11 protein-coding genes are annotated in these 12,513 nt (G+C 71.7%); 5 read left to right on the plus strand and 6 right to left on the minus strand.

What is annotated here, in order from left to right:
• Positions 1-258: 258 nt before the first annotated feature.
• Both AWQ68_RS12780 and AWQ68_RS12785 read right to left on the minus strand, forming a co-directional pair.
• On the minus strand, positions 259-939 hold the full coding sequence (locus AWQ68_RS12780) for a response regulator (protein WP_066939658.1): 681 nt from the start codon (positions 937-939) through the stop codon (positions 259-261).
• On the minus strand, positions 936-2,273 hold the full coding sequence (locus AWQ68_RS12785) for a sensor histidine kinase (protein WP_084463960.1): 1,338 nt from the start codon (positions 2,271-2,273) through the stop codon (positions 936-938). The genes AWQ68_RS12780 and AWQ68_RS12785 overlap by 4 nt, the downstream gene beginning before the upstream one ends.
• A 286-nt stretch (positions 2,274-2,559) precedes the next feature.
• On the opposite strand from AWQ68_RS12785, the gene AWQ68_RS12790 reads away from it, so the two are divergent.
• Both AWQ68_RS12790 and AWQ68_RS12800 read left to right on the plus strand, forming a co-directional pair.
• Positions 2,560-3,891, plus strand: a complete 1,332-nt coding sequence (locus tag AWQ68_RS12790) for an alpha/beta hydrolase family protein (protein WP_157545234.1) — start codon at positions 2,560-2,562, stop codon at positions 3,889-3,891.
• Positions 3,892-4,209: 318 nt separating this feature from the next.
• Positions 4,210-5,136, plus strand: coding sequence for a GNAT family N-acetyltransferase (locus AWQ68_RS12800; protein ID WP_066939663.1), 927 nt, complete (start codon positions 4,210-4,212; stop codon positions 5,134-5,136).
• A gap of 6 nt (positions 5,137-5,142) precedes the next feature.
• Here AWQ68_RS12800 and AWQ68_RS42345 read toward each other — a convergent pair whose 3' ends face one another.
• Complete coding sequence (locus AWQ68_RS42345) at positions 5,143-5,766, minus strand: TetR/AcrR family transcriptional regulator (protein ID WP_066939665.1); 624 nt, start codon at positions 5,764-5,766, stop codon at positions 5,143-5,145.
• Between the two features lie 88 nt (positions 5,767-5,854).
• Here AWQ68_RS42345 and AWQ68_RS12810 point away from each other — a divergent pair, with 88 nt between their 5' ends.
• Positions 5,855-6,805, plus strand: coding sequence for an alpha/beta fold hydrolase (locus tag AWQ68_RS12810; RefSeq protein WP_066939668.1), 951 nt, complete (start codon positions 5,855-5,857; stop codon positions 6,803-6,805).
• A gap of 25 nt (positions 6,806-6,830) precedes the next feature.
• Here AWQ68_RS12810 and AWQ68_RS12815 read toward each other — a convergent pair whose 3' ends face one another.
• Positions 6,831-8,687: an asparagine synthase-related protein gene (locus AWQ68_RS12815; RefSeq protein ID WP_066939671.1), complete on the minus strand. Its 1,857-nt coding sequence runs from the start codon at positions 8,685-8,687 to the stop codon at positions 6,831-6,833.
• A gap of 326 nt (positions 8,688-9,013) precedes the next feature.
• Here AWQ68_RS12815 and AWQ68_RS12820 point away from each other — a divergent pair, with 326 nt between their 5' ends.
• Together AWQ68_RS12820 and AWQ68_RS12825 are read left to right on the plus strand one after the other, a co-directional pair.
• A complete protein-coding gene (locus AWQ68_RS12820; protein WP_066939674.1) occupies positions 9,014-10,282 on the plus strand; it encodes an acyltransferase family protein in 1,269 nt (422 codons plus the stop codon).
• A gap of 297 nt (positions 10,283-10,579) precedes the next feature.
• Positions 10,580-10,975: a hypothetical protein gene (locus AWQ68_RS12825; RefSeq protein ID WP_066939676.1), complete on the plus strand. Its 396-nt coding sequence runs from the start codon at positions 10,580-10,582 to the stop codon at positions 10,973-10,975.
• 79 nt (positions 10,976-11,054) lie between these two features.
• On the opposite strand, the gene AWQ68_RS12830 is transcribed toward AWQ68_RS12825, so the two are convergent.
• Both AWQ68_RS12830 and AWQ68_RS12835 read right to left on the minus strand, forming a co-directional pair.
• Complete coding sequence (locus tag AWQ68_RS12830; RefSeq protein ID WP_174554102.1) at positions 11,055-11,345, minus strand: NAD(P)H-binding protein; 291 nt, start codon at positions 11,343-11,345, stop codon at positions 11,055-11,057.
• 98 nt (positions 11,346-11,443) lie between these two features.
• Entirely contained in the window at positions 11,444-12,358 is a 915-nt protein-coding gene (locus tag AWQ68_RS12835; RefSeq protein WP_066939682.1) for a LysR family transcriptional regulator, read from the minus strand.
• Positions 12,359-12,513: the final 155 nt, after the last annotated feature.

Below are 12,513 nucleotides of genomic sequence, written 5' to 3' on the forward strand. Positions count from 1 at the left end.
CCGGACGCTCAGGGCGGCGACGACGCGGTCGAAGATGTCGCCCTCGATCGTCTCCAGAACCGCGCGAAGACCTCTTCCTTGTCGGCAAAGTCGTGGTGAAGCGCTCCCCGCGTGACGTCGGCGCGGGCGACTGTCCAACCGGGGAGTGGCGCGGCTGAGGCAGAGCGACGGCGGTCCAGGAGGTGGCGCGGTGCAATCGGCTCGCCGGTCTTCACGCTCTTCAGGCGCGATGCCGAACACCGCGGACGGCGAGGCCGGTCAGCGGGCGCCCAGTGGGCCGCCGGGGGAGATCAGTCCGGTCTCGTAGGCCAGCACGACGGCCTGAACACGGTCGCGGAGGCCGAGTTTGGACAGGATGCGGGCAACGTGCGTTTTCACCGTCGTCGCGCTGAGTGTCAGCCGATCGGCCAGTTCGGCGTTGCTCAGGCCCGTGGCGAGCAGCCGTAGCACCTCCAGCTCTCGTGGCGTCAGTTCGGACAGGTCGCGGTGCAGGTTGGCCTTCGCCTCGTCACGGGGCGCGAAACGCTCGATGAGGCGGCGCGTGATGGTCGGCGCGAGCAGGGCGTCGCCGGAGCGCACCAGACGTAATGCGGCCACCAGGTGCTCGGGGCTGACGTCTTTGAGCAGGAAGCCGCTGGCGCCGGCGGTGAGAGCGGCGTAGACGTAGTGGTCGAGATCGTAAGTGGTCAGGACGATGACGCGGGTCTCGCTCGCTCCACCGCTCATGATCTGGCGGGTGGCTTCGATGCCGTCCATCCGCGGCATCCGGATGTCCATGAGCACGACGTCCGGCCTGGTGCTCCGAACGGCGGCCACCGCTTCGGCTCCGTCGGCCGCCTCCGCCGCCACCTCGATGCCGTCGGCGGCGAGGATCATCCGGAACCCGGTGCGGACCAGCGCCTGGTCATCGGCGATGACCGCGCGCAGCGGCCCGCTCATGCGGCGGTCCAGGGAATGCGGGCCGTGATCCGATATCCGCCTCCGGCACTGGGGCCGGCGACCAGGGTCCCGCCGTAGACGGCCAGCCGCTCACGTAGCCCGATCAGCCCGCGGCCGTTGCCGGCCCGGGACTGGGGGCCCGGCACGCCGCCGGTGTCGGTGACCTCGATCTCCAGCCAGTCGCCGCTGTGGCCGATCGTGACGGACGCCGCCGCGCCGGCCGCGTGCTTCATCGTGTTGGTCAGGGCCTCCTGCACGACGCGGTAGACGGTGAGGCCGACCCCGTCGGGCAGGGGACTCGGCGGCGAGAGCGCGACGTCCACCGACACCCCCGCGGCGCGTACCCGCTCGATGAGGCCGTCGAGTTGGTCGAGTCCGGGCTGCGGTTCGAGCCCGTCGCCCTCGTCGCCCGCGCGCCCGCTTTCCGGCCCGGCGAGCAGGCCCATGACGTTGCGCAGTTCGGCCATGGCGGCTCGGCCGCTGCTTTCGATCGCGAGCAGTGCCTGCTTGGACAGTTCCGGCTCGGCGTCCATCACTTTGCGCGCCGCGCCCGCCTGGATCACCATCACGCTCACATTGTGAGTCACCACATCGTGGAGTTCGGCGGCGATCCGGGAACGTTCGGTCTCGACCGCCTTCCGCATGGCGTCCTCCTGGGCCTGTTGGAGTTCGGTGAGCCGATCCCGGCTCTGCCGGAAGAACCGGACGATGCTCGCGCAGACCCCGGCGCTCAGCAGGACGAGGTAGGGGGCCAGCCAGCTGGGGAGGCTGGGGAGGCTGGACACGATGTCCCGGTCCACGGCACCGGCGAGCACGGCCGCGAGCAGGAGGCCGGCCACGGCGGGCACTCGGTTGCGGCTGTGGGCGACGGCACTGTAGGCGGCGATCGCGCAGGTCAGTACGGTGATCCACGTCTCGCCGCCGTTCGTGGCCAGCGCCGCGGACATCACCACCCAGAAGGTGGTGAGCGGATACCTGCGCCGGGTCGCCAGCGGCAAGGCGGTCAGCGCCACCAGGAGCACGGGTGGCTCGTACTCGTTGGAGTCGACGCCGGGCACTGGGGGGATCAGCACCGGGACGGGCGACTGGGCGTCGATGCCCGGGTCCGGTAATGCCGGAAGAGACGGTACTGCCGGAGGAGACGGAGGCAGCGGAGAAGGCCGCAGTTGCAGCAACTCGATCAGAGGGCGCAGCTGCGTGTCGACGCGATGGACCTGGCCGGGGAGTCCCCCCGCCGCCATCAGCGCGGCGACGGTCAGGAAGATCGCAAGCAGCGCGTCGGCCGCGAGAGCCCTGTTGGACGGACGGGCGCTTCGCGGTTCCGGCCGCAACATGTTCCGCACGTACTGCCGCCAAAGCCGTCGTCCGTCCGCTGCCACCGGAAGATTGTCGCGTTCGCGCCATCCGCAGCGCATCGGCCTCAGTGACCAGGGCGGTGTCCGTTGGGAGTACATCGCAAGGATGACGCCGCGGGCGGGTCGTTCCCCGGAGGTATGCGATCTAGGTCCGCCGGGCGACGCGCGTGGACATCGGCCGCTTCTAGCCTCGTCCCTGCCATCAGGCCGCCGCGGGACTCCCCGCGCCAAGGCGGCCGTCTCGATCGGAAGGACGGACACGTTCATGGGGCATGTGACGGAACCGGTGGACACGGGCAGACGGTACGGCGGCGCGGCCGCACCGGCGCGCGCCGGCGGGCGGGGCGGCTCCCGGAGCGGAAAGGGCCGGATCCCGCGCGGCGGTGTGGTCGTCGCCGGGCTGCTCGCCTTCGCGGCGACCACGTCGTCCGCGTTCGCGCAGTCCGCGCCCGCCTCGGCCGGGCCCGCGTCCGCTTCGTCCTCGGCCGTGCCCGCCTCGGCCGGCCTTTCGGCGACATCGAGCAGCACGCCCTACCTGCCCAAGCCGACCGGGTCGAATCCGGTCGGCACCACGTCCCTGTACCTGAAAGACACCTCCCGCCCCGACCCCTGGGTCCCTTCCGTGAAAGCCCGGGAGCTCATGGTCTCCCTGTGGTACCCGGCCAAGTCGCCGGGCCGTAAGCGGGCCCAGTACATGACGCCCAAGGAGTCCGAGCTCCTTCTGAAGGGCGCGAAGATCACCAATGTGCCGGCCGACACGCTGAGCAAGACGCGGACCAACGCCTTCACCGACGCCAACCCGGCAGGTCGCAAGCACGGTCTCCCCCTCGTCGTGCTCTCCCCCGGCCATACCAAGCCCCGGGCCGAACTCACGGGGCTGGCCGAGGATCTGGCCAGCCGCGGCTACGTGGTGGCCGCGATCGACCACACCTACGAGAATGTCGCCACCACCTTCCCCGACGGACGGGTGACCACCTGCGTCACCTGCGATATGGACAAGGATCCGGCGTGGTGGGAGAAGCTGGTGAAAAGCCGGGCGGCCGACGTCTCCTTCGTGCTCGACGAACTGACCGGGTCGCACTCGAAATGGAAGGGAACCCGCCTGATCGACCCGTCTCGTATCGCGATGGCCGGCCACTCCGTCGGAGGAGCGAGCGCGACCGCGGCCATGCTCAAGGACTCCCGGATACGCGCCGGCATCGACATGGACGGCACCACAGATCTCCCGATCCCGGACAGTGGGCTGTCGCGACCGTTCCTGTTCCTGGGCAGGTCGTCCACCTACACCCCGGGTAAGGGAGAGCCGGCCGCCACCTGGGAGCGCGACTGGAAGCATCTGACCGGCTGGAAGCGCTGGCTCCTGATGACCGGGGCGGAGCACACGTCCTTCACCGACCTCGGCGTGCTGGTCGACCAGATCGGCATCGACGTCGGCGCCGACGTCCCCGGCGTCCGGGCGATGGACATCACTCGCACGTACGTCGCGGCCTTCTTCGACCTGCACCTGCGTAAGCAGCCCCAACCCCTGCTGGACGAGCCGTCGACCCGCTACCCCGAGATCAAGTACTGCTCGGCCGAGACGAAAACCTGCCGGTAGGACGCCGCCCGGTGAAGTACCGAACCCGCCGCCTCATCATCACTCCCGGCGATCCGACCTTCACCGGCTGAAGCTTTCTCGCCGTCGCCGATCGTCCGCTCCGGGACCTGACCGCGTCGGCTCCACGCGGCGGCGGAGGCGTCGAGCAGCGGGCGGATCTCGGCGGCGGCCTTCCGCAGCTCGGCGGCGCGATCGCGGTCACGGCGACCGCCGATCACCTTCCGGGATCGCCAGGAAAATACGCCACCTATATGTATGCATATGTCACACGCCGAAAACCCGATGTAGCGGGATGCTCCGCCCCGGAATGATGGCCGGGTGACCATCGCGAACGACCTCACCGTGCGCCCCTACGCCGACGCGGACATGCCACTCCTCCAGCGGACCTTCGCCGACTGGATCGCCGAGGCGGGCCGCTGCGGTTACGACCACATCGGCGAGCTGCCGCACCGCATCTACGAGAACCTCCGCGGCCGACGCCCGGTCGGCGAGCTGGTCCACGTCTGGGAGGGCGTCGGGGGCGTCGCCGGGCTCGCGATCAACCTGCGCTTCGGGGCGGCCTTCGACGTGTTCACCGCGCCCTCGCTGCGCGGGACCGCGGCGGAGTCACACATGCTCCGCACCGCGTACGAGACGACGGGCCGCCTCATGGGCGAGGACGAGCCCTTCGTGCTGACCGACCTCTTCGACTGCGACACCGTGCGGGCCGACCTGCTCAGCCAGCTCGGGTTCACCCGCTTCCGCGTCTGGGACCACGTCAACGAGCGCGATCTGTCCGGCCAGGTCGCCGAGCCCCGGCTCCCTGCGGGGTTCGTCGTGCGCGGCGCCCGCCCGGACGACGCCGCCGGGCTCGCCGAGGCCCGCAACAACTCGTTCGAGGAGAGCTGGACGGGAGACCTGTACCGCTCCGCGGTCATGGAGAAGCCCGGCTACGACCCCGCCCGCGAGATCGTCGTCGAGTCGCCCGAGGGGCGGATCGCCGCGTTCACCGTCTACTGGACGGACGACCGGAACGGGATCGGGCACTTCGAGCCGGTCGGCACCCATCGCGACTTCCAGCGCCGCGGCCTCGCCCGCGCCGCCATGCTGTACGCGATACGACGCATGGCGGCGGACGGCATGACCGCGGTCACCGTCAACCACAACGCCGAGAACACCCCCGCGGCCCTGCTGTACGCCTCGCTCGGGTTCGTCCGGCGACACGAGACGTACGGCTTCCGCCGCCCCCGCCCGAACGACGTCTGACGATCGTCACCCGGAGGGCCGCGACGAGGAGGGCGAATCGGACCCGGTCGCGGCCCCCGGCAGGATCCGCCGGAGGTGGTGGTCGACGATCGCGGCCGCGTCACCCACGGCCAGTTCCCCGAGCAGCACCCCGTCGGCGAGGCCGCGCGCGAGGCCGAGCAGCGCGTGCGCCTCCGCGCCGGGGTCGACGTCCGCGGCCGGGCCGGAGGCCGCCACCAGCGCGGCGATCTCGCGATGGACGGCGTCGCCGCCGGCGCGATAGAGGTCGCGGATCTCCGGATCGCCGACGGCCCTGGCCAGGAACGCGTGCCCGGCGAGCAGCGGGATCGGAGCGGTCACACCCAGCCCGACGACCGCGAGCAGCGCGCGCCGCAGCGTGTCCGCCGGGCCGCGGGCGTCCCGAACGGCCTCGAGAATGCGGCGCTCGATCTCTCCTCGCATGACGTGGGCGCTGGCGCGCAGCAGATCGGCCTTCCCCGCGAAGTAGTGCTGCACGAGCCCCTTGGAGACGCCGGCCTCCTGCGCGACCTGCCCGATGGTCACTCCGGCCAGGCCGTCTCGCGCGCACAGCCGCAGCGCCGCCTGGGCGATCTCCTCCCGCCGAGCCGCGTGGTCGACCTGCTTGGGCACGGCCCGCCCTCCCTCTTTCGCAATACGACCGTATCGTGATATCGATACAATACGATCGTACTGCCAACGGGGAACGGAGGACCCGTACGTGAATGACCTCGTGCGGCCCAACATCGGAGCCGAGTTCCGCCGACGGCGCCTCGGGCACTTCCCGGACGCGCCGGCCTACGCGCGCTACCGGCGGAACTACGACCGGGCCATGGCCGACCTTCCGGCTCCCGGCGGGGTCCAGGACGTGCCGACCGGCTTCGGGACCGTGCGCGTCTACCGCTTCGGCACCGACGGCGCCGACGCCGGAAGGCCGCTCCTCCTGCTGCCGGGACGCACCGCGTCCACCCCGATGTGGGCGCCGAACCTCGCCGGTCTCACCGCGTCTCGCCGCGCCGTCTACACCATCGACCTGCTCGGCGAGCCCGGCCTCTCGGTGCAGAGCGAGCCGTTCGCGAGCGCGGCCGACCAGGGCGTGTGGCTCGCGGAACTCCTGACCGGGCTCGGCCTCGACCGGACGCACCTGCTCGGGGTGTCGATCGGCGGGTGGACCGCCTTCCAGCTCGCCAGGCACGCTCCGGAGAAGGTCGCCTCCCTGAGCCTGCTCGACCCCGCCTGCCTGTTCGGCCGGATCACCTGGAAGACGGTCGCCGTCTCGCTGGGATCGGTGGGGCCGCTCCCCGAGTCGTGGCGGCTGCGGCTGCTGAGCTGGATCTCCGGCGGAGCCGACCTCTCCGGCGACGAGCCGGTCGCCGACCTGATCTCCGCGGGGATGCGGGAGTTCACCGCCTTCCTGCCTCCGCCGACGTACCCCTCGGACGAACAGGTCGCCGCGGTCGACGTGCCGACCCTCGCTGTGATCGCCGGGCGCAGCATCATCCACCACCCGGGCCGGGCCGCGGAACGCGCCCGCCGGCTGCTCGCCCGAGGGGTGGTCGAGCTGTGGCCCGACGCCTCCCACGCCCTCAACGGCGAGTTCCCGGAGCGGGTCAGCGCCCGGGTTCTCGCCTTCATCGACCAACTCGACGGGGACGACACCGGCCGCTCCTGACCCTCGTGGCCGGCGGGAGCCGAGCTCAGCCCGGACGGGGAATCCGCAGCGGCGCGAGCCCGGGAGGCGAGGGGTCCGAGAACCCGTCGGCCATCATGGTCGCGACCGCGTACAGGTTCCAGACCACGTCCATCCGCCGCCGCGGGAGGATCGCGAGGAACCGGCCGAGCTCGTCGCCCTCGACGAGACTCGCCAGGCTCTCGCGTACCCGCGCCTCGCCCGGAGCGGCGATGCCCGCGCGCAGCAGGTCGGCCACCTCCTCGGAGGGCGTCAACCGCCAGTTCCACGGCTTCCCGCCGCCTGTTCCACCGGCTGCGCCGGCGACGGGAGGCCGGGTCCGTGCGCGCCGGCGCAGGATCCGGTTCACGAAGCCGTGGTCGGAACGCTCCACCGCGAAACGCCACGGCCTGCCCTCGATCGGGATGCCGCGCAGCTCCGGCGCGAAGTGGTCGATCACCCGGTGGACGACGTCCTCGGAACGCCTCCACAGCGGGTCCATGCTCAGCGCGGCCCGTACGACACGGTTGTCCAGGAACGGCGGGATCGGATTGCTCGTACGCAGCAGTGAGGCGCGCGAGGCGGCGTGCCACCGCCCGACGCGATACGTGACGTAGAAGTGGTCGAGCGCCTCGGCCGGGTTCTCGTGGCACCGCGCGAGCCACGGCGAGGCCAGCGCCTGGGCGTGCTCCCTGGCCCGCTCGGTCAGCAGGTCCGCGTTCTTCGCGTAGAAGCCCTCCATCCGGCGCCTGACCGCCTTGTGGCCGGGGTCCTCCTGGTTGTGCAGGAAACCGGCGCGCAGGATCTCCCCGCCGTGCCCCGACATGCGCGGCGCCGGATCGAAGCGCGCCGGTCCCGGCACGTTCTCGTACGCCGACAGCATGCCCTCGCAGGCGTACCGGACGTTGTGCGCGCGAACCAGCGGATGCGGGACGACGACGCTCTCGCCGTCCGGCGACCGTTTCGGCCGGTGGACGCGATGCTCGACGCCCAGCGCGGCGGCGACGCGCCGCGCGAGCTCCACGTCCGGGTCGCCGTCGTTCCCGCTCGTCGTGGCGACGAAGGGGATGCCGGCGCCGTGCAGCAGGGCGGCGAGCAACCGGCTGTCCCGTCCTCCGGTGAGCGAGAGCCGCACCGGCTCGGCCGTGCCGAGCAGCGGCTCGACGGACGAGAGCAGCGCGTCGCCCAGCTCGCCGACCTGGGCGCGGATGTCGCGCTTGGACGCCGGCATGGGACGCGCCGCCGGTAGCGGGACGACCGTGACGATGCGGCGGCCGCCGGCGATCCTGATCTCGCCACCGGGCGGCAACGCCGTCACACCCTCGAACGGGGTCTCGTCGGAGAGGAAGTACCCCGTCCGCACCATCGACTCAAGAGCCGGCAGGTCCCAGACGATCTCGGGCCACGCCGAGCCGGTCCGGGCGGCCTGCGCGACCAGGTGGACGAGCAGGGCACGGGTGCCGACGACATGGACGTCCGAAGTCTCCGCGTAGAAGATCGGGCAGGCTCCCGTGCTGCCCGTCGCCGCGGCCAGGTCGTCGTCGCAGGCCCGCAGGACCGAGAAGCAGCCGCCGGTACGGCCGATCGTCTCGCCCAGCCGCGAGGCCGCGAGCAGCGTGTCGGCGTCCGACGGCCTGCCGAGATGTCCCGTGATGCCCGCCACCCGGCCGTCACGCCGCAGCATCACCGGCAGCCCGTGGTCTTCCGGCTCGTTCGACCAGGAGAGCAGCGAGATGTGGCCGCGCGCGGAATGCCACTCATGCGCGACGACGGTCTCGGCGGGCACCGGGAAGGCCCGCGTTATGGCCTCGCGGGCCGTGGTGAGGGCCTCGAGCGGCAGCGGGACACCGGCGCGCCTGGCCGCGATGCCTAGATGAACGCGCACCGTGCCACCCCTGCCGTCCGGCAGCCCGTACCGCCGTCGAGATGAAGGGGAAACGGTGCCCGGGAACGACCGGGCCGAGCCATGGTTGTGCTCCGATAGATCACGAATCGCATACCCGGTAAGAGACGCCGGCGGTCAGGAAAGTTGGCGAGAACTCGTCACGACCGATCCGCACCCGTGTATCGGCACTCGCGCCGAGGTTACCCGACGGGTCCGGCACGCTCGCCGAGGTTCCCCGACGGGTCTGGCAGCGTGCCGCAAAAGGCAGCAAACTGAGCCTTTCACGCACGGCGGCACCCGGCTGACGCGGACCCGGCGGAGGCAGCATGACGACGGCGCACCGCGACCCGCCCCAGACGCGACGGCCGGAGTTGGACGTCATCCGCGCGCTCGTGGTGGTCGGGCTGGTGTTCTTCCACGCGGCGCTGGTGTTCGACACGGGCGACGACTACTACGTCAAGAACGCCGAGACCACCGAGGCGACCACGGTCGTGGCGGGCCTGGCCGTGGTGTGGGCGATGCCGATGCTCTTCCTCATCGCCGGGCTCGGCGCGTGGCACTCCCTCCGCCGTCGCGGGCCCGCCGGGTTCGCGGTGGAACGGCTGCTGCGGCTCGGCGTTCCCCTGGTCTTCGCGACCATCGCCCTCCTACCGGTGCCGCAGTGGCTGAGGCTGCGGGCGGACCCCGCCTACCAGGAGTCGTATCCGCGCTTCCTGCCGCGCTTCTTCGACGTACGGCTGGACCTGTCGGAGTTCCCCTTCGTCGTGCAGGGCGAACACTTCGAGTCCGGCCATCTGTGGTTCGTGGTGATGCTGCTCGCGTACGCGCTGCTGCTCGCCCCGCTGGTCCGCTGGCTGCCGCGCGAGCCCGGCCGCCGGATCCGCGAACGGCTGGCCGCCGCCGTGCGGACGCGCGGGGCGATCCTCGCGCTTCCGGCGCTCCCGATCTCCCTGATCACCGCCCTGGCGGGCATGGAGAAGCCGTTCGCCGGGTGGAGCCGCTGGGCATACCTGCTGTTCTTCCTGTACGGGTTCGTGCTCGCCTCCGACGAGCGGTTCCGCGTCGCGATGCGGCGGGACGCCCGCCCCGCGCTCGGCTCCGCGCTTGTTCTACTGGGGATCGGAATGCCGGGCTTCCTGATCGCGGGCGACGCCCTCGGCGCGGACCCCTTCACCGACATGACCGCGCTCGCGATCACGGTCCGCGCGCTGTACGGCGCGGCCGGCTGGTGCTGCCTGGTCGCCATCCTGGGCCTGCTCGACCGCCGCCGCACCGCGCGGAGCCCTGGGACGGAGCCGACCGCCCCTGCTCTCTCGTCCTCGCCGGGGCGCGGCCCCGGAGGGCCGCATCCGGCGCCGCGGGCCGGCCTCGGCAGGCGGCTGTACGGCTACCTGGCCGCCGCCGTGCTGCCGCTGTACATCCTCCACCAGCCGATCCTCGTCGCCGTCGCGTACGGCGTGGTCCGGTGGGACGCCGCGACGCCGGTCAAGTACGTCGCGATCGTGGCGGCCTCGCTCACCCTGACGGTCGCCGCGTACGAACTGGTGGTGCGCCGCACCCGCGCGACCCGTTTCCTGTTCGGGATACGCCGATGAGCGAGCCGCCCGTCGCGCGGGCCGGTTCCACGGCCGGCGTACGGAGGCTGAGCTGCGCGTCCGCAGCCCGATGATCTGGGAACGCGCCGACGTCCGCGTCCGCCCCTTAAAGCTTCCAGGTACCCGACAGAACCGGTCCCCCTCACCATCTCCTTATGCGGCGCCTGGACGGCCCGGGAGCCTTTCATCCCTCACCCAAGGCTTCTACGGGTCGGATCGGGTTCGCACACTTTTCCGCCCCTAACCGGGGCACGAAAACAAGGAGACAAAGTGGCATCACGGAGGATCAGAGTGCCCATGCCGTCTCGACGGCTTGCGGCGGCGGGCACCGTGGCGGCGGCGTTCCTGGGAACGGTGCTGATCGCCGGACCGGCCTCGGCCGAGCCGTACGGCACCCGCACCTGCAACAACGCCCCTCCGCTGATCTCGTGCACGACGGGGTCGCTGGAGCCGCACAGCACCCAGAAGTGGCTGGAGGTCAAGCTCAACCCCAGCGGCTCCGCGATCTGCCGCGTCAGCTGGTCGCTGTACGACATCACGAACAACTGGACCCGAGTGGCGGACGGCACCAAGTACCTCGCGACCAGCAGCACGACGTTCAAGGTCAACAACCTGAACGCCAGTCACTACTACAGGCTCGAGGCCGTGTCCCAGAACTGCATGCTCTCGATCCGGCTGCGCAACTTCACCTGAACAGGCGATGTGGCCGGGGCGGGCCCGCGTTCGCTCTCAGGTCCGCCCCCCACAACGTGAGCCCGCGCCGCGGCCCCCATCAGCCGCGGGCGCGGTGCGTTGTCAGAAGGCCCGCGCCGCACTCCGCGGCCAGGTGGTGCGCGATCCTTCGGGCCGGGTCGAGTTCCGGCGAGGAGATCAGCAGGAGCCGGCCGGCTCCGTCGAACGCCGCCCGCAGGCTCGCCGGGTCGTCGTAGTCGCCCCGCCGTACGGGGACGCCCTCCGGAGCCCGCGCGGGGTCGCGGACGACGGCCACCACGTCGGTCCTGCCGGAGAGCCGGTCGACGACCAGGCGTCCGAGCTGTCCGGACGCGGCCGAGATCACAATCATGGCGCAGGAGAACAGCCTGAAGGAGGGCGATCCCCCTTCGCGCCGGGGAAACGCCGACGCCGCAGATCGCCGGTCCTCTGACGTCGCCGGCGACGCAGTCAGGGATCGGTCTCGGGGTGCAGGGGTGGCCTGTTGTCCAGGCAGCAGCGGACGAAGTCCCGGACGACGGGGTTGGCGTCGTCGGCGGGTGCCCAGGCGACGCCGACCTGGCTGGGGCTGACGCCGCTGACGGGCCGGTAGACGACGCCCGGGCGCGCGTAGAACCGAGCGGAGGATTCGGGAGCCAGCGCGATGCCGTAGCCGTTGGCGATCACGCTCAGCCAGTCGTCGGGTTGGTCCATGACGGCGCCGACGCGGACCGGATGGCCGTCACGCTCGTCGGCGGCCAGCCAGTAGTCCCGCCACCCGCCTGTCTCGGGTGGGGCGGCGACGAAGGGCTCGTCCCACAGGTCGCGGAACGGGATCACGTCACGCATGGCGAACGGATGCGTGTCGGGGAGCGCAACCCAGCGCGGCTCGGCGAACAGAACCTCCACACGCAGGGTGTCCTGGCCGGGGAACGGCAGGCGCAGCAGGGCGACGTCGACGTCTCCGTCGGCGAGTCCGGCGGTCGGGTTCGACCACGCGGCCTGCCGCATGTCGACGCGCCAGCCCGGCCGGCGGCGGGTGAACGCCGCGATGATGCGCGGGGTGGCCTCGTTCGCGGCGCTCGCGATGAAGCCGACCCGCAGCACGCGGGCCGCCCGCTCGGCCACCTGCCTGGTCTCCCGCAGCGCCCGGTCCCAGTCGGCCAGCAGGGCGGGCACCCGCTCCGCCAGCGCCTGTCCCGGTTCGGTCAGCGCCATCCCGGCCCGGGACCGCGTGAACAGCCGCGTCCCGAGCAGGTTCTCGAGTTGCCTGATCTGCTTGGTGAGCGCCGGTTGCGACACGAACAGCCGGGCGGCGGCGTGCGTGAGGCTCCCTTCCTCGGCCACCGCGAGGAAGTACCGCAACAGTCGCGTGTCGACATCCATGCCATCAGGTTATAGACGCAGGTATTGGACGCCTGAGGCGGCGCTCGGTGAGACTCGACACAGCGAGCGGGGAGCGGCTCGCAGCGCTCACGTCCGTGGGAGACGCCATGCCGTCTCGATGCTTTCGCCACAGCTGCCCCGCGACCGTGGCCGTG

The organism is Microtetraspora fusca, from assembly GCF_001570365.1.
GTDB classification, from domain to species: Bacteria; Actinomycetota; Actinomycetes; order Streptosporangiales; family Streptosporangiaceae; genus Microtetraspora; species Microtetraspora fusca.

What these genes read in the sequence shown, in the direction of transcription:
- AWQ68_RS12780 (WP_066939658.1), bottom strand. Translation starts at nt 939, where the DNA reads ATGAGCGGGCCGCTGCGCGCGGTCATCGCCGATGACCAGGCGCTGGTC.
- AWQ68_RS12785 (WP_084463960.1), bottom strand. Translation starts at nt 2,273, where the DNA reads ATGTTGCGGCCGGAACCGCGAAGCGCCCGTCCGTCCAACAGGGCTCTC.
- AWQ68_RS12790 (WP_157545234.1), top strand. Translation starts at nt 2,560, where the DNA reads ATGGGGCATGTGACGGAACCGGTGGACACGGGCAGACGGTACGGCGGC.
- AWQ68_RS12820 (WP_066939674.1), top strand. Translation starts at nt 9,014, where the DNA reads ATGACGACGGCGCACCGCGACCCGCCCCAGACGCGACGGCCGGAGTTG.
- AWQ68_RS12825 (WP_066939676.1), top strand. Translation starts at nt 10,580, where the DNA reads ATGCCGTCTCGACGGCTTGCGGCGGCGGGCACCGTGGCGGCGGCGTTC.
- AWQ68_RS12830 (WP_174554102.1), bottom strand. Translation starts at nt 11,345, where the DNA reads ATGATTGTGATCTCGGCCGCGTCCGGACAGCTCGGACGCCTGGTCGTC.
- AWQ68_RS12835 (WP_066939682.1), bottom strand. Translation starts at nt 12,358, where the DNA reads ATGGATGTCGACACGCGACTGTTGCGGTACTTCCTCGCGGTGGCCGAG.